The following is a 16,810-nucleotide window of genomic DNA, read 5'->3' as shown; positions in this document are numbered from 1 at the left end:
TCAACAAGATGCCTTAAAGATGCACATACATTAATATATAATAACATTAATTGGATAAATAATATAATGAAAATAAGATTATATAATATGAGGAGGATTAATATGAAAATAGGATTAGAAACAGAAAGCTACCATCTACAGTTTATTACTAGAAGAATGGATGTATTTAAGTTTATAAGAAGGACTGCTGAATTAGGATTAGATGGTGTAATGCTAAATATTATTCCATGGCCAGGGGTACAGAACATAGCTGTTCTGGAGTCCTTTGAACCTGAATATTTAGAAAAAGTAAGACAGGAAATCAAAAAGTACGGATTATACGCTGAAATCGATACAAATGGTACAGATCCAAAACATTTAACAGAGGTTATAGAAGTAGCTCATAAAATAGGAGCAGATGTTGTTCGTACTTACTGCTGTATGGGAGAATACGATGTTAAATTATTAGAAAAAGCTCCTGGAGATATAAAACAAGTTGTACCATTATTAAAGAAATATAGAATAAAGTTTGCAGTTGAAAATCATGAAGAAGAAACAACAGATGACGTAATAAAAGTAATAGAAGAAGTAAACAGCCCTTGGGTTGGAGCACATTGTGACATTGGAAACGGAATGATGGCATGGGAAGATCCTGTTGAAGCTGTTAAAAAACTAGCCCCATATGCATTTACTACACATTTTAAAGATCATATTGTAATTAAAGATGGAGATGAATATAAGGTTTGTGGAGTTCCAGCAGGTACAGGTAATATAGATTTAGATGAATGCTTTAAAATACTTGTTAATGAGTCAAAATTAACAAGAGTAAATATAGAAATGTGTTTCCCATATGCAGTTTCATTTAAGAGAGAACCTGGAACAGGTGGAGTATTTAATGTGGGTGAAGGAGCATTTAAAGTTGAGAAACCGCCATATGATCCAAATGTAATTAAACCTTCAGACTATTATTATCCACCAGAAAATCTTATTGATAAGATGATTGAGGATCAAGAAAAAGCTGTAGAACAAACAGTCAAGTATACTTTAGCTTTAAGAGATAAATATTGTAGATAAAAATAAATTTGTAAGTTGCGGATGAAGGAATAAAGTGCTCACTGACTTAGTCGGTGAGCACTTATTTTGTATACGGTAAACCGTTTACCTAAGAACTAAAAGATCCATAAAACTGATTCTTTAAAGTCCGAATTAGTTATTACTGGTATAACTTAATTGACAGACAGCTCGACAAACCTTATTCCATTAACTTCCTGAATGTTATCCTAGTTTTGCAATCAGCTATAGAGAAAAATGCTTTGCATTTGAATTTTAGATTATCAAAAAAAGTATTGATTTTTATATTACTATATTGTAATATATAAATATAACGATTATGAAGATTTAATCAATGTGATTTTAAATAAAGAAAAATAGATTATTATAATATTTATACTGGGAGGAAATGTATATGAAGAAAATTATAATAGTTGGCGGAGTAGCTGGAGGTGCATCTGCTGCCGCAAGACTTAGAAGGCTTGATGAAAATGCAGAAATAATACTGTTTGAAAAAGGTGAATATATATCTTTTGCAAACTGTGGATTACCTTATTATATAGGAGAGACTATAAAGGAAAGAGAAAAATTATTAGTACAAACTCCTGAAGCTATGAAAGCAAGATTTAATATTGATGTTAGGGTGAATAGTAAAGTAATAACGGTAGATACTAAAAATAAAAAAGTAAAGGTAAATAGTAAAGATAATGGCGAGTATGAGGAAAATTATGATTATTTAATTTTATCACCTGGAGCATCTCCTGCTGAGCCTTCTATACAAGGAATACAAAGTGATAAGATATTTACACTAAGAAATGTACCAGATACTGATAAAATAAAAGCTTATATCGACAAGGGTAATATAAAAAATGCAGTTGTTATTGGCGGAGGATTTATTGGTGTCGAGATGGCAGAAAACCTTAAAGAGAGAGGCTTAAATACAGCTTTAGTTGAAGGAGCACCGCATATATTAGCACCTTTTGATTCAGAGATGGTAACTTTTGCGGAAAAGGAACTACAATATAATGGAGTTGGGGTTATACTAAAAGATGGAGTTAAGTCTTTTAAGGAAGACGACAATGTTATAAAGGTAACATTAAATAGTGGAAAAACTTTATATGCAGATATAGTTATACTTGCCATAGGAGTAAAACCAGATACTGTATTTTTAAAGGGCTCAGGAATAGAGCTTGGACCAAAAGATCATATAATAGTAAATAATAAAATGAAAACTAATGTAGAAGGAGTATATGCAGTAGGAGATGCTATTGAAGTAGTTGATTTTGTAAATGGAAGTAAGACAGCTATTGCACTTGCTGGACCTGCTAATAAACAAGGAAGAATTGCAGCAGATAATGTATGCCGCTTAAATTCAATTTATAAAGGAACTATGGGAACATCAATTATAAAGGTATTTGGATTGACAGGTTCAAGTACGGGAAACAACGAGAGAACATTAAAATCAAAAAATATACCATACAAAGTTATATATGTTCATCCTCAATCTAGTGCAGGTTATTACCCAGGAGCTTCACCTATGTCTATAAAGCTTATCTTCAATGCTAAAGGAAAAATACTTGGAGCACAAGCTTTTGGATATGCTGGTGTAGATAAGAGAATGGATGACATAGCAGTGACTATGAGACTTGGCGGAACAATCTATGATTTAGAAGAGCTGGAACTTGCTTATGCGCCGCCTTACTCTTCTGCCAAAGACCCAGTAAACATGGCTGGATTTGTAGCTGCAAATGTGTTAACAGGAAAAATGGATGCAGTACTTCCTGAAGATATAGACAATAGGGATAAAAATACTACTCAACTTGTGGATGTAAGAACCGGATTAGAATATAGTAATGGAAATATTAACGGAGCTTTAAATATACCTGTAGATGATTTAAGAAATAAATTAAATGAATTGGATAAGAATAAAGAAATATTAGTTTATTGTCAGGTAGGACTTAGAGGATATATAGCTGCAAGAATCTTAAAGGCAAATGGATTCAAAGTAAAGAACTTAACAGGTGGATATAAAACTTATACCATGAGTAAGTTCAAACCAAAGGATGTTGTAATGAATAAGAATAATGACATAGGTTCTATGAATTTAAAAGGAAAATCTAGTAATGTAAGTTTAGAGAGTAATTTAAATGAATACAAAGAAGCATCTGAAGCACATAAAAAAGGGTACTTTGACAAAGATCTTGATGCTTGTGGATTATGCTGTCCAGGACCACTAATGCAGGTTAATACAAATGTGCAGGATATGAAAGAAGGAGAAGTATTAAAAGTTACTGCATCGGATCAAGGTTTTTATGAAGATATAAAGTCTTGGTGTGAAAGAACAGATAACGAATTATTAGGTAGAGAAAAAGATAAAGGCAGTATCACAGCTTTCATAAGAAAGGGTAAAAAAAAACAGATAGTGCTAAATAATAATACTTCTAATACAAGCATTAATGCTGGTACAATTGCACAAAAGGATAACAAGACATTAGTAGTATTTAGTGGAGATTTTGATAAAGCAATGGCATCCTTTGTAATAGCAAATGGTGCAGCTTCTATGGGCAAAAAGGTTACTATGTTCTTTACCTTTTGGGGACTTAATATATTAAGAAAACATGAAAAAGTTAAAGTTTCAAAGGGATTTATGGATAAGATGTTTGGATTCATGATGCCAAGAGGAACTAAAAAATTAAAGCTTTCCAAGATGAATATGCTTGGAATGGGAACAAAAATGATGAAAAAGGCAATGAAAAATAAAAATGTTTCTTCACTTGAAGATTTAATTAAGGCTGCTATAGACAGCGGAATACAAATAGTTGCATGTCAAATGACTATGGATGTTATGGGACTTAAAAAGGAAGAACTAATAGATGGAGTTAAAGTAGGCGGCGTGGGGTATTATCTAGGAGAAGCAGAAGATTCCAATGTTAACTTATTCATATAAATAATAGCTAAAATAAAAATTATGAAGGAAAGGTGAATTACTGTGGTTAAGGTTACTAAAGAAGCAGTTGAAAAGTTTAATCAAATGAAACAAAAAGCTAAAAACACTGAAAATGCAATGCTAAGAGTTAGTTTTGAGGGTCATGGCTGAGGCGGTCCAAGATTACAATTAGCTCTGGATGAGGTAAAAAATAATGATGATGTAGTTATTAATTCAGAAGGTATAAATGTTGTTTATAATTCGGATCTCGAAGCATATGTAAATGGATCAGTTATTGATTACTCAAACAGCTGGTTCAATCAAGGATTTACTATAAGCGGGGGAAGTTCTTCCTCGTGTTAAAAATAAAGTATTAAATAAAAAGAACTCTTTCTTGACAATAATTTTACAATTATTTATAAGAAGGAGTTCTTTTATATCAATAAAGAAAATGCTTACAAATTATTTCATGAATTTTAGTATCTAATTATATACTCAATGTGATGCAGAAAATTGGATGAAAATAGATAAGTATTATGCTAGTATAATATTTACAAGGGATTTTTCAAAAAAAGATAAATAAAAAGTTTATATAAATTGGGGATGATATTTTGTGAATAATTTTGATACAGTACTTATAACAGGCGCATCCAGCGGAATAGGTTATGAACTTGCAAAAGTATTTGCTGAAAATAATTTTAATCTTATTTTAATTGCACGCAACATAAACAAGTTAGATAAATTAGCTTATAAATTAATGGATAAATATGATATCGAAGTAAACACTATAGAACAGGATTTATGTGAAAGTAATGCAGCTCAAAATGTATATAATAATATTAGTAAATTGGGCAAAAAAGTTGATATACTTATAAATAATGCAGGTATAGGATATGTAGGTTTATTTCATGAAAAGTCTATAGATGATGATATAACAATGCTAAAGTTGAATATAGCTGCTTTAACAGAACTTACAAAACTATTTGCAAGAGATATGGTAAAATGCAAAAAAGGTAAGATATTGAATGTAGCATCTACAGGTTCATTTTCTCCAGGACCTTTTACAGCAGTTTATTATGCAACAAAAGCATATGTTTTGTCCTTTTCACAAGCAATATCTGAAGAACTTAAACCTTATAATGTTATAGTATCAGCACTTTGTCCGGGTGCAACAAAAACAAATTTTTCAAAAAGAGCAGGTAAGCGTGATAATAAAACCTCAATGACACCAAATAAAGTTGCTAAAGATGCATATCATCAATTATTAAAAAATAAAAAAGTTATAGTGCCTGGAATTATGAATAAGTTGTTAGTTAAGCTGCCGCGTAATTTAGTATATAAGATGATTGGAAAATATCAAAAAAAGTTAATGAAGTAAAAAATAAGGCTGTCTAAAAATCATATTTAGACAGCCTATATCACCTTAATTAAGTATATATACTTTAACAGGTCTTACGCCCCAGTTTTGGGCTTCTGCTTCTGAGTTGAAAAACACATCTATTCTATTTCCCTTTATGTCTCCACCTGTATCTTCAGCAACAGCATAACCATATCCATCTACATAAACTCTTGATCCAATTGGTATAACTCTAGGATCTACAGCTATAGTACTATAGCCGCCGGAATTTCTCTTAGTTGCTGTTCCAGATGCAGTAATACCATCACCTGAGTATGCAGTTGCACATATATCGAGTACTTGTGAATATGAAGAAGACCCTGACCCTGACGTACCACGTGATAATGTACCGCTAGAACTTGGGCTGCTTTTTGCAGAGGCTACTTCTTTAGCAGAGGCTGCTTCTTTAGATGCAGACTCTTTTGCAAGTAATTGGCCTTCTTTTTCTGTTACTTTGCCTAAAAGATCCTTTTGTTCTTTTATATCATTGTTTAATTTTGACAACTTACTTTCATTGGTAGTTTTCAGAGCTTGCAGCTTAGCATTTTCAGAATCTAAAGCTTTTTTTTGATCTGATATAGCTTGTCTTTCCAATTTTAGCTTGTTGACAACGTTTTTATCATAGCCTATTACTCTCGTGACCATATCTAATCTTGATATAAAGTCACCTAGATTTTCAGATGATAAAAGAACTTGAAGATAAGTGTCAGAACCATTTATATACATAGCTCTTAATCTTTTTGCAAATAAATCCTCTTGAGCTTTTGAATTTTTTTGTGCAGTTTCTAATTTAGCTTGTGTATTCTTCATGTCTTTTGCAATTTTATTCATATCTTGTTTATTTTTATCAACATTTTTCATTACATCATCAATTTGATTATTTAAATCTTGAATTTTTGTTTGTACTTCTTTTTTATCATTTTGAGTTTGCTTTAACTCATCAGATGTGCTTGTATTTGGTGAAGCAAAAACGTTACTACTTATGACTGTCATTAAAATCAACGTCATAATAATAGATAGCATTTTCTTATTCAATAGCTTTCCCCCCTAATATTAATTGAAAAATTATTTGTTTATCTGCTAATGTTTTTTATTATACCATTAAAATATACAAAAACTCAAGTTTTAAGAAGAATTATATTATAATTTATTGAATATATGGTTAATATTTGAATGTATGAAATATACATTTATGAAATTGAAATTTATAAAAGTAAAAAAATATATATATCGTCAATGTATTGAGCTTCAATATTTACCTTTATTTTTTAACTTTGGAAGTGTAAAATTTACTTTATATTGATGACATTATCATTAAACTTAAAATTATATTGTTAACATTTTGTTAAGGAGGCTTTTTTTATGTTTGATACGCATATCCATACCAAATTCTCAACTGATTCAAATATGAAAATAGAAGATGCAGTAGTTAATACACAAAATAAAGGAATTTCAATTATAGTGACTGATCATATGGACTTAAAGTTTCCAATAAACGGATCCTTCTGCTTTGATGAAAAAAAGTATTTTGAAGAGTATTCAAAATATAGAGGATCTAATTTACTACTTGGTATAGAAATAGGAATGAAACAAGATTGTGAAGCTGAAAGCAAAAAATTAATATTAGGCAATTGTTTTGATTATGTCATAGGTTCTATACATTTAGTTGACAATATGGATATTTATTATGATAAATATTATAATGGAAAAACCAAAGAACAAGCCTATAGTAAGTATTTTAAGACCATGCTTGATTGTGTGAAAATGTATAACTTCATAGATAGTATGGGACATATAGATTATATAGCTAGGTATGCTAAATTTGATGACAAAGAAATTTATTACAATGATTATTCAGATTTAATAGATTCTATACTCAAAGCACTTATAGAAAAGGATAAGTGTATAGAACTTAATACAAGAAGATTAGGTACAAAGAGTGCTGTAGATAATATAATTCCAATATATAAGAGATTTAGGGAATTAGGAGGAAAAGACATAACTGTTGGATCAGATGCACATAACATAGATGCAGTAGGTATGAACTTTAAATCTGCAATAGAAATAGCAGATATTTGCAGCCTTAAGATTGTTTATTTTAAAGATAGAAAGAAAGAATATGAAAAATATTAGTATGGAAGAAAGTAAGGGAGTTTTTGTATGAATCCTTTAGCTAATAAAATTAGACCTAAGAATATAGATGAAATTGTAGGGCAAAGTCATTTGCTTGGGAAGGGCAAAGTCTTGAGGAAAATGATAGATTCTGGACATTTGATGAATATGATCTTTTATGGACCGCCTGGAACAGGAAAGACTACAGTAGCTAATATAATAGCATCTTCTACTGGAAAAAAGTTATATAAGTTAAATGGAACAACTGACTCATTAAAGGACATTAAAGATATAATAAAAGATTTAAATACAATTATGAATTACAATGGTGTGATACTTTATATTGATGAAATTCATCATTTTACTAAGAGAATACAACAAAGCCTTTTAGAGTTTATTGAAAATGGTCAAATAACTCTTATAGGAAGTACTACTGAAAATCCTTATTTTTATATATTTAAAGCTGTTTTAAGCAGGTGTCTTGTGCTAGAGTTCAAACCATTAAGTCAAAAGGATATAGTTAATGGATTAAGTAGATGCATAGAAATCAGCAAAAAGGATTTAGGTTATAAGTTTATAAAATATGATGAAGATGCATTATATTACATAGCAAACTTATCTAATGGAGATCTAAGACGTGCACTGAACATAATGGAAATTATCTTATGCTGCAGTAAAAAGGAAGATGAGATAAAGATTACTGTTGATTCAATTTGTGAACTCAATCAAAAAAAATTATTAAATCATGACAGAGATGGTGACAGTCACTATGATGTCCTAAGTGCTTTTCAGAAATCAATAAGAGGCAGCGATCCTGATGCAGCTGTTTTTTACCTTGCAATTCTCATAAAAGCAGGCGATTTAACATCAATATGCAGAAGACTTTTAGTTATTGCATCAGAAGATATAGGTCTTGCTTATCCTCAAGCTATCTCAATAGTAAAAGCATGTGTTGATTCGGCAGTGCAATTAGGACTTCCAGAAGCAAGAATACCTCTTGCAGAAGCTGCCATACTTTTAGCTGTATCTCCAAAATCAAATTCAGCTATTTGTGCCATTGATAGGGCTCTAAGTGATATTAATAATATTGATATAGGACAAATACCAAATTATTTGAGAGACGGACATTATGATGGCGCAAAGGTACTTGGTAGAATGGAGGGGTACAAATATCCTCATGACTATGAGAATCACTATGTAAAACAGCAGTACTTGCCGGATAATATTAAGGATAAAAGTTATTATGATTATGGAACAAATAAAATAGAACAAATAAGTAAACAATATTGGGAAAAAATCAAGAAAAAAGATTGATAAAAAATAATTTTATTGTTGACAACTTTACTAGGATTTGATATTATCAGAATAGAAATTGTAGTAAAATACTCAACATTAAAGGAAGTGGTTAAGTGAAGCTGTCAACTAAAGGAAGATATGGCGTAAAAGCTATGGTTGATTTGGCAATTCATTATGGTGAACGGCCGTCGTCTATAAAGAGTATATCTGAAAGACAAAATATATCTGAATATTATCTTGAACAGTTGTTTTCTTCACTTAGAAAATCTGGGTTAATCAAAAGTATTAGAGGGGCTCAGGGAGGCTATATTTTGAGCAGAAGTCCTAAAGATATAACTGTAGCAGAAGTAATGGGTATTTTAGAAGGACCAGTAGAAATATCAGATTGCATAGATGCAAGTAAAAAAAATGTATGTAGTAATGTAGATTATTGTGCTACAAGACTTTTATGGGCTAGAATAAAACAGAGTATTGATAGCGTTATGGAATCAACTACGCTTCAAGATATGGTAGATGATTATAAACAAATGAATTCAAACAAATTGAAGGGAGATAATGTTTAAATGGATAAGAAAATTTATATGGATTATTCAGCAACTACCTATACTAAACCGGAGGTACTAAAGGAAATGCTTCCGTATTTTACAGAGTACTTTGGAAATCCATCTTCTTTATATTCTATTTCAGATGAGCCTAAAAAGGCTATAGATAAAGCTAGAGGGAGAGTTGCAAAAGCTTTAAATGCTGAAAAAAGTGAAATATTTTTTACAGCTGGTGGTTCGGAAAGCGACAACTGGATATTAAAAGGTATAGCATTTGCAAATAAAAATAAAGGAAATCATATTATAACTACTAAAATAGAACATCATGCTATATTAAATGCATGCAAGTTTCTTGAAAAGAGTGGGTTTGATGTAACATATCTTCCAGTAGATAAGTATGGATTTATAAGCTTAGATGATTTGAAAAATGCAATTACAGATAAGACAATATTAGTTTCAATAATGTTTGCTAACAATGAAGTAGGTACAATTCAACCTATAGAAGAAATAGGAAAGATATGCAAAGAACATAATATATATTTTCATACTGATGCAGTTCAAGCTGTTACTCACGTAAAGATAGATGTAAAATCAATGAACATAGATGCACTTTCAATGTCAGGACATAAATTCTATGGACCTAAGGGGATAGGAGCTATGTACTTGAGAAAAGGTGTAAAAATAGAAAATTTAATTCATGGAGGAGAACAGGAGAAGGGGAAAAGAGCTTCTACTGAAAATGTTCCAGGAATAGTTGGAATAGGAAAGGCAATTGAATTAGCAACACAAGAGATGGAATCAGAATCTGCAAGGCTAACAAAGCTTAGAAATAAATTATTAGAAAACATACCAAAGATGATACCTTATACAAAGATAAATGGTCCAGTTGGAAAGGATTTGGATAAGAGATTACCTGGAAATGCTAACTTTAGTTTTATAGGAATAGAAGGTGAAACACTTCTATTGGATTTAAATGATAAGGGAATAGAAATTTCTACAGGAAGTGCTTGTGCATCTGCTTCCTTAAATCCATCACATGTACTTTTATCTTTAGGACTGCCGCATGAAGTAGCACATGGATCAATGAGGTTAAGCCTTGGAGCAGGAACTACAGAAGAAGATGTAGATTATGCTCTTAAAGTAATCCCAGAGGTTGTTGAAAGAAGAAGGGCTATGTCACCACTTTGGGAAGAATTCTTAAAAAAAGAGAATGAAAAGAAAGAAGGTAAATAAATTATGATGTACAGTGAAAAAGTTATGGATCATTTTAGAAATCCTAGAAATGTAGGAGAAATTCCTGATGCTAATGGTATTGGAGAAGTTGGTAACCCACAATGTGGAGATATAATGAAAATGTATATAAAAGTCGAAGATAATATAATTAAAGATGTTAAATTCAAAACATTTGGATGTGGTTCAGCTATAGCTTCTTCAAGTATGGCTACTGAACTTATAAAGGGAAAGACAATAGACGAGGCATGGAATCTTACAAATAAAGCAGTAGCAGAAGCTTTGGATGGACTTCCACCAGTAAAAGTACACTGCTCAGTATTAGCAGAAGAAGCAATTCACAAGGCAATAAATAACTATAGAGAATCAGTAGGATTAGAACCATGGAAAGTAAAAACTCATTCAGAAACTATTCATGAGCATGTTCATGGAAATTAAATAACTTGTTTTAATATAACCCCTATTTAAGGGGTTATATTTTTTTTTGCTTTGGAGAAAATATTATAAGAAGTTTATAAAAAATTAAATTGGAGTGATATGTTAAAATGTATAGATCTAAGGATTTTATGCTTATGGATGTAGTAGATTTAAGTGGCAAAAAGCTGGGAATTATAAATGATTTGATTATAGATTTTGATAGTAAGAGAATACTCGGATTTAGCATATCATCTAACAATTGGTTTAAAAACAATATTAGTGTAATGCTAGAAGATGTTGTTAGCTTTAATTCAGTCATGATAGTTGTAAAGGCAAGGAAAGATAAGTTTTTAAATTTTAAAGACATAAGGGGTATTGATGTACGGGATAGAGCAGGAAATATAGTTGGAATTGTAGAGGATATTATGTTTGATAAGGAAAAGTTTAACATGACTGCCTTGATAGTGTCTACAGGAATTATCACTAACTTTATCTATGGCAAAAAGGTAATACTTGTAAAAGATATAATACTTGGAGATGAAAATATCTTCTTAAATAAAAGGAGTGAAAATATAGAATTATTGAGTTTACCGCATCGGCTGTTTAAGGAAGATGATTTAGATGAATGTAAAATGCAAAGTCAAGAAATATAGGTATTTCTTTTTGATACTTATAAGCTTAATTATAATATATTTTTTAGTAAAAAGCGCAGTTATGAGGGAAGTAATGTACTTGATTTTTATTTCATTTATAGTTTCATACACCTTAAAACCAATACAAAAATACTTAGAAGGTCTTGGAATAAAAAATACAAACAGTGCATTAATACTTATATGTGCATTAATATTTATATTTATTTTAAGTTTTAGCCTTTTAATACCGTCTATTTCCAAAGAAAGTTCTAATATAAGTGATACAATAAGCAGTATACAAAAGTTTATAGATGTCTTTTATTATAAGATAAAGTTAATAAGCAGCAATAAAACTATTTATACGATAGTAAATAACTTATCTCTTAAGGTAAACAATCAAGTTGTAAGTATGGTAACGAAATTGTTTGATTCAGTATTGGATTTAGGAGAAAATATAGTAGTTGTAACCATTGTGCCTATAATATCCTATTACTTTTTATCAGATGGTGATAATATAAATAATAAAATATTAAATTTTTTTCCGGCAAAGAGCAGAAATTTAATAAAAAAAATAAGCTTAGACATAGATAAAATACTTGGAAAATATATATTGAGTCAGTTATTTTTGTGTGCAATTATTGGAGCAGCAACTTTTATAATACTTATAGTATTTAAAATAGACTTTCCAGTAATATTGTCAATGTTAAATGCATTTATGAATATAATTCCGTATTTTGGACCGGTATTTGGGGCTGTCCCAATTATACTTGTAGCATTACTTAAGTCACCTCAAAGTGCATTATGGGTTACAATTTGGCTTTATTTGCTGCAGCAGGTGGAGGGAAATATAATATCACCTAAAGTAACTGGAGACAGTGTTAGTATGCATCCTCTTATGGTTATAATACTGCTTATTATTGGAGGAAAAGCAGCTGGATTTATGGGAATGGTACTTGCAATTCCAATTGGTGCAATAATTAAAGGAATTTATGATAATATAAATTATTATTTATTTTAGGTAATGGTTTCTATATAAGTAATTTATATTGACATATTGTAACCTTTTGCTTATAATTTTATCTATACTTTTTAACTTAAAGAAAAGCAGCGTTGTGTGCTTAAATGCACTATACAGCAGCGGCGAAGTGGATACGCCCGCTAGAATAAGGATAGCTTAGACTATCAATCTTCTGTACGAAGCCCCTACTCTTGTGGTAGTGGAGGTTCACAATAATTGAGTACATAATATAATATATTGATGATGATTGGGAGAAGTAAATATATTTCTGCATATAGAGAGAAAGTGGCTGGTGAAAACTTTTTGTAGATTATATTGAAGCAGCTCGGGAGTCTTATTATAAACGAGTTCACAAATGACATTGTTTGTGTAATTAGGGTGGTACCGCGAAGTAACTTTCGTCCCTTTGGGATGAAAGTCTTTTTTTATGAAAATTAAAATACGAGGAGTGATAATTGATGGAAAAACTAGGGCTAAATGAAATAAGAGAAATGTACTTATGCTTTTTCGAGAGTAAAGAACATTTAAGAATGCAGAGTTTCTCACTTGTTCCAAAGAATGATAAGAGTTTACTTTTAATAAATGCTGGAATGGCTCCATTAAAACCATATTTTACTGGACTCAAAACTCCACCTAAAACTAGAGTTGCAACATGTCAAAAGTGTATAAGAACAGGTGATATAGAGAATGTAGGAAAAACATCAAGACATGGAACTTTCTTTGAAATGCTTGGAAACTTTTCATTTGGGGATTATTTTAAAAAAGAAGCAATTCCATGGGCATGGGAGTTTGTCACAGAAGTATTAAAATTGCCTAAGGATAGGCTTTATGTAACCATTTATCTTGATGATGATGAAGCATTTGATATTTGGACTAAGGAAGTTGGTGTAGAGCCTTCAAGAGTTTTTAGGCTTGGCAAGGAAGACAACTTTTGGGAACATGGAACAGGACCATGCGGACCTTGTTCTGAGATCCATTATGATAAAAATATTGAAAAAGGACCAGTAAAGACCGCAGACGAATTTATAAAAGCAGGAGATGAGGACAGGATAATTGAGTTTTGGAATCTAGTATTTACTCAATTTGATAAAGACGAAAGTGGAAATTATAATAGGCTTGCAAATCCAAATATAGATACGGGAATGGGACTTGAAAGAATAGCTACTATCATGCAGAATAAAGAAAGTATATTTGAAGTTGACACGATTAGAGCAATTTTAGATAAAGTATGTGATATTGCTAATGTTAAGTATGGCGAAAATTCAAAAAATGATATATCAATTAGAATTATAACAGATCATATAAGAAGTGTAACTTTTATGATTTCAGATGGAATACTTCCTTCAAATGAAGGAAGGGGGTATGTGCTTAGAAGGCTGCTTAGAAGAGCAGCAAAGCACGGTAAGTCATTAGGAATAAATAATGCTTTTTTGTATAAACTAACAGATGTAGTTATAGATAATTCATGCGGAAATTATCCTGAACTTTCAGAGAAAAGAGATTATATAAAGAAAATTATAAGTTTAGAAGAACAAAGATTTGATGAAACTCTAGATAGTGGAATGCAAATTTTAAATGAATTTATGAATGATATGTTTGAAAAAAAGCAAACAGTTTTATCAGGTGAAAGGGCATTCAAATTGTACGACACATATGGATTTCCAGTTGAATTAACTGAAGAAATACTTGAAGAAAAAGGTATGTCAGCTGATTTAAAAGAGTTTGAAAATGAAATGGAAATGCAGAGAAAAAGGGCTAGAGCTGCTAGAGAAGAAACAAACTATATGGGAGCAGAAGATACAATATTAAATAAGATTCCACTTGACATAGAAACTGTATTTGAAGGTTATAATAACATAAAAACTACTTCTAGAGTAACTCTTTTAATTAAGGATGAAGAATTTGTATCATCACTAAATGAAGGAGACAGTGGAATAATAGTAGTCAAAAATACTCCTTTTTATGCAGAAATGGGCGGTCAAGTAGGAGATACTGGATTTGCATATAATAATTCCTTCAAGGCTAATGTAGTTGGCTGCAAAAATAATATATCAGGTAAGATATTACACTTTGTAGAAGTAAAAGAAGGAAGTATAAAATTAGATGATACTATAAGTTTATGTATTGATGAACAGCGCAGAAAAAAGATAAGAAGAAATCATACGGCTACGCATATTCTAGATGAAGTTTTAAGAAAAGTGTTAGGAGAACATGTACATCAATCTGGTTCATACCTTGATGATGAAAGATTGAGGTTTGACTTTAATCATTTTCAAGCTTTGAGTCATGATGAATTGAAAAAAGTTGAAAGATTAGTAAATGAAAATATAATGAAGGGTCTAGAAGTTAAAACCCGTATTATGAACTTGGAACAGGCAAAAGAAATTGGAGCAGTAGCTTTATTTGATGATAAGTATAAAGATGAAGTTAGGGTAGTTTCCATTGGAGATTTTAGCATGGAATTATGCGGTGGAACACATGCAGATAACTCTTCCGAAATAGGATTGTTTAAAATAATATCTGAAACTGGAATTGCAGCTGGTATAAGGAGAATAGAAGCTGTAACAGGATTTAAAGCTTTAGATTTTATTGAAGATAAAACCGACTTATTAAAACAAGCAGCAGACAAATTAAAGTGTTCGGAAAAGGAGATACCTCACAAAATTGATTTGCAGTTGCAAGAACTAAAAGAAAAGGAAAAACAAATTGAAAAATTAAATTCCAAATTAGCAGGCAGTGCAGAAGAAGACATAATGAAAAATGTGAAAGAGATAAAGGGTATAAAATTATTCACAGGAATTGTAAAAGATGTTGACAATGATGCACTTAGAAGTTTAGCAGATAAAATTAGAAGTAAAGGTGGAGATTGTGTAGTTCTTCTGTGCAGCTTGACAAAGGATAGAGTTCAGTTTGTAGCCATGGCAGCTAAAAGTACTTTAGCCAAGGGAGTACACTGCGGCAAACTCATAAAAGAAGTTGCAGCTATTGCAGGAGGAAGTGGAGGAGGAAGACCAGATATGGCTCAAGCCGGTGGAAAGCTTCCTGAAAAAGTAGATGAAGCAATAGAAAAAAGTTCTGTGATCATGGAAACATTAGTTAAATAGTATACATTTTCAAAAATATGTTCTATAATATAGGTATTAGATTATTAGCGAGGTGATATAAATGGGCAACGATAATACTATTCAGTTTGATATATCCAAAAGCAAAAAAGATTTGACCAAGGAAATATTAACTGAGGTTTACGATTCGCTAATCAAAAAAGGTTATAACCCTGTTAACCAATTAGTTGGATATTTAATTTCTGGTGATCCAACTTATATAACAAATTATAATGGAGCAAGGGCACTAGTTAGAAAACTTGAGAGAGACGAGATTATGGAAGAAGTCCTAAAAGCTTATTTGGGGATAAAATAAAGGTGCCCTTAAGGGGCACTTTTATTTTAATTAAACAATTTGGTTATTAGGTATATTAAATTAGGAGATTTTATATGAGAATATTGGGATTAGATATAGGAGATAGAACAATAGGAGTTGCTGTAAGTGATCCACTTGGTATTACTGCACAAGGAATTACTACTATTAGAAGAAAAAATCAAGAAAAAGATATAGAAAAATTAAAACAAATTTGTTCTGAATATAATGTAGATACTATTATTTCAGGGTTACCTAAGAATATGAATGGAACTTTGGGTCCGCAAAGTGAAAAAGTATTGGAATTTTGTAATATTATAAAAGATAACATAGATTTACCTATTAAGATGTGGGATGAGAGGCTAACTACTGTAGCAGCCCATAGAGCCATGCTTGAAGCAGATTTATCTAGGAGCAAGAGAAAGAAGATAGTTGATAAGATAGCTGCTACTTACATACTTCAAGGTTACTTGGATAGTATAGCTAATAAACGAGATATATAATATGTTGTTATAAAGGGGTGAAAATATGGAAGATGATACAATGACAATAACAGTAAATGATGAAGATGGAAATGAAGTTGAATTTGAAGTAGTGACTAAATTAGATATTGAAAATAATGAGTATGTTATTGTTGTACCCAAAGATAAGAAGAATGATGATGAAGAAGCCGTAGTACTTAGAATAGATAAGGACAGCGAAGGAAATGATGTATTAGTGACAATAGATGATGATGATGAATTTAGTATGGTACAAGAAGCATATGAAACACTATTTGGGGATGATTAGAGTGCAATT

The 16,810-nt window shown here is 30.9% G+C and carries 16 protein-coding genes and 1 other annotated feature; of the genes, 15 read left to right on the top strand and 1 reads right to left on the bottom strand.

The window, feature by feature from the left end:
- Positions 1 to 102: 102 nt before the first annotated feature.
- From EBB51_RS08120 to EBB51_RS08110, 4 genes are all read left to right on the top strand, one after another.
- Entirely contained in the window at positions 103 to 1,053 is a 951-nt protein-coding gene (locus EBB51_RS08120; protein WP_123054008.1) for a sugar phosphate isomerase/epimerase family protein, read from the top strand.
- A 391-nt stretch (positions 1,054 to 1,444) separates the two neighbouring features.
- The gene (locus tag EBB51_RS08115; protein ID WP_123054007.1) at positions 1,445 to 3,976 is read left to right on the top strand and encodes a DsrE/DsrF/DrsH-like family protein; all 2,532 of its coding nucleotides are present in this window, start codon (positions 1,445 to 1,447) and stop codon (positions 3,974 to 3,976) included.
- A 42-nt stretch (positions 3,977 to 4,018) separates the two neighbouring features.
- Positions 4,019 to 4,318 (top strand): iron-sulfur cluster assembly accessory protein, encoded by a 300-nt coding sequence (locus tag EBB51_RS14015; RefSeq protein ID WP_347560931.1) that lies wholly within the window; start codon positions 4,019 to 4,021, stop codon positions 4,316 to 4,318.
- A gap of 250 nt (positions 4,319 to 4,568) precedes the next feature.
- Positions 4,569 to 5,333 (top strand): SDR family oxidoreductase, encoded by a 765-nt coding sequence (locus tag EBB51_RS08110; protein WP_123054006.1) that lies wholly within the window; start codon positions 4,569 to 4,571, stop codon positions 5,331 to 5,333.
- 45 nt (positions 5,334 to 5,378) lie between these two features.
- Here EBB51_RS08110 and EBB51_RS08105 read toward each other — a convergent pair whose 3' ends face one another.
- Positions 5,379 to 6,386, bottom strand: a complete 1,008-nt coding sequence (locus tag EBB51_RS08105; protein WP_123054005.1) for a 3D domain-containing protein — start codon at positions 6,384 to 6,386, stop codon at positions 5,379 to 5,381.
- 327 nt (positions 6,387 to 6,713) lie between these two features.
- On the opposite strand from EBB51_RS08105, the gene EBB51_RS08100 reads away from it, so the two are divergent.
- The 11 genes from EBB51_RS08100 (at position 6,714) to EBB51_RS08045 (ending at position 16,801) form a co-directional block, all read left to right on the top strand.
- On the top strand, positions 6,714 to 7,484 hold the full coding sequence (locus EBB51_RS08100) for a histidinol phosphate phosphatase (protein WP_123054004.1): 771 nt from the start codon (positions 6,714 to 6,716) through the stop codon (positions 7,482 to 7,484).
- Positions 7,485 to 7,511: 27 nt separating this feature from the next.
- On the top strand, positions 7,512 to 8,777 hold the full coding sequence (locus EBB51_RS08095) for a replication-associated recombination protein A (protein ID WP_123054003.1): 1,266 nt from the start codon (positions 7,512 to 7,514) through the stop codon (positions 8,775 to 8,777).
- 95 nt (positions 8,778 to 8,872) lie between these two features.
- Entirely contained in the window at positions 8,873 to 9,322 is a 450-nt protein-coding gene (locus tag EBB51_RS08090; protein ID WP_123054002.1) for an Rrf2 family transcriptional regulator, read from the top strand.
- Complete coding sequence (gene nifS / locus EBB51_RS08085) at positions 9,323 to 10,534, top strand: cysteine desulfurase NifS (protein ID WP_123054001.1); 1,212 nt, start codon at positions 9,323 to 9,325, stop codon at positions 10,532 to 10,534.
- 6 nt (positions 10,535 to 10,540) lie between these two features.
- A complete protein-coding gene (nifU, locus tag EBB51_RS08080; RefSeq protein ID WP_123055016.1) occupies positions 10,541 to 10,969 on the top strand; it encodes a Fe-S cluster assembly scaffold protein NifU in 429 nt (142 codons plus the stop codon).
- 107 nt (positions 10,970 to 11,076) lie between these two features.
- Positions 11,077 to 11,601 (top strand): PRC-barrel domain-containing protein, encoded by a 525-nt coding sequence (locus EBB51_RS08075; protein WP_123054000.1) that lies wholly within the window; start codon positions 11,077 to 11,079, stop codon positions 11,599 to 11,601.
- Complete coding sequence (locus tag EBB51_RS08070) at positions 11,570 to 12,598, top strand: AI-2E family transporter (protein WP_123053999.1); 1,029 nt, start codon at positions 11,570 to 11,572, stop codon at positions 12,596 to 12,598. Before EBB51_RS08075 ends, EBB51_RS08070 begins: the two co-directional genes overlap by 32 nt.
- A gap of 234 nt (positions 12,599 to 12,832) precedes the next feature.
- Positions 12,833 to 13,007 (top strand) — a binding site (T-box leader).
- A 49-nt stretch (positions 13,008 to 13,056) separates the two neighbouring features.
- Complete coding sequence (gene alaS / locus EBB51_RS08060; protein WP_123053998.1) at positions 13,057 to 15,702, top strand: alanine--tRNA ligase; 2,646 nt, start codon at positions 13,057 to 13,059, stop codon at positions 15,700 to 15,702.
- 61 nt (positions 15,703 to 15,763) lie between these two features.
- On the top strand, positions 15,764 to 16,015 hold the full coding sequence (locus tag EBB51_RS08055) for an IreB family regulatory phosphoprotein (RefSeq protein WP_123053997.1): 252 nt from the start codon (positions 15,764 to 15,766) through the stop codon (positions 16,013 to 16,015).
- A 74-nt stretch (positions 16,016 to 16,089) separates the two neighbouring features.
- Positions 16,090 to 16,515 carry a Holliday junction resolvase RuvX gene (gene ruvX, locus EBB51_RS08050; RefSeq protein ID WP_123053996.1) on the top strand — a complete coding sequence of 142 codons (426 nt, stop codon included), beginning with the start codon at positions 16,090 to 16,092 and terminating at the stop codon, positions 16,513 to 16,515.
- A gap of 25 nt (positions 16,516 to 16,540) precedes the next feature.
- Positions 16,541 to 16,801, top strand: coding sequence for a DUF1292 domain-containing protein (locus EBB51_RS08045; protein WP_123053995.1), 261 nt, complete (start codon positions 16,541 to 16,543; stop codon positions 16,799 to 16,801).
- Positions 16,802 to 16,810: the final 9 nt, after the last annotated feature.

This window comes from Clostridium sp. JN-1, from assembly GCF_003718715.1.
Taxonomy (GTDB): domain Bacteria; phylum Bacillota; class Clostridia; order Clostridiales; family Clostridiaceae; genus Clostridium_AV.
The sequence above is the reverse complement of the archived record's forward strand: the minus strand, read 5'-3'. Positions and strand labels throughout refer to the sequence as shown.

What these genes read in the sequence shown, in the direction of transcription:
- EBB51_RS08095 (WP_123054003.1), top strand. Translation starts at nt 7,512, where the DNA reads ATGAATCCTTTAGCTAATAAAATTAGACCTAAGAATATAGATGAAATT.
- nifU (WP_123055016.1), top strand. Translation starts at nt 10,541, where the DNA reads ATGTACAGTGAAAAAGTTATGGATCATTTTAGAAATCCTAGAAATGTA.
- EBB51_RS08045 (WP_123053995.1), top strand. Translation starts at nt 16,541, where the DNA reads ATGGAAGATGATACAATGACAATAACAGTAAATGATGAAGATGGAAAT.
- nifS (WP_123054001.1), top strand. Translation starts at nt 9,323, where the DNA reads ATGGATAAGAAAATTTATATGGATTATTCAGCAACTACCTATACTAAA.
- EBB51_RS08115 (WP_123054007.1), top strand. Translation starts at nt 1,445, where the DNA reads ATGAAGAAAATTATAATAGTTGGCGGAGTAGCTGGAGGTGCATCTGCT.
- EBB51_RS08070 (WP_123053999.1), top strand. Translation starts at nt 11,570, where the DNA reads ATGAATGTAAAATGCAAAGTCAAGAAATATAGGTATTTCTTTTTGATA.
- EBB51_RS08100 (WP_123054004.1), top strand. Translation starts at nt 6,714, where the DNA reads ATGTTTGATACGCATATCCATACCAAATTCTCAACTGATTCAAATATG.
- EBB51_RS08075 (WP_123054000.1), top strand. Translation starts at nt 11,077, where the DNA reads ATGTATAGATCTAAGGATTTTATGCTTATGGATGTAGTAGATTTAAGT.
- EBB51_RS08055 (WP_123053997.1), top strand. Translation starts at nt 15,764, where the DNA reads ATGGGCAACGATAATACTATTCAGTTTGATATATCCAAAAGCAAAAAA.
- alaS (WP_123053998.1), top strand. Translation starts at nt 13,057, where the DNA reads ATGGAAAAACTAGGGCTAAATGAAATAAGAGAAATGTACTTATGCTTT.
- ruvX (WP_123053996.1), top strand. Translation starts at nt 16,090, where the DNA reads ATGAGAATATTGGGATTAGATATAGGAGATAGAACAATAGGAGTTGCT.
- EBB51_RS08120 (WP_123054008.1), top strand. Translation starts at nt 103, where the DNA reads ATGAAAATAGGATTAGAAACAGAAAGCTACCATCTACAGTTTATTACT.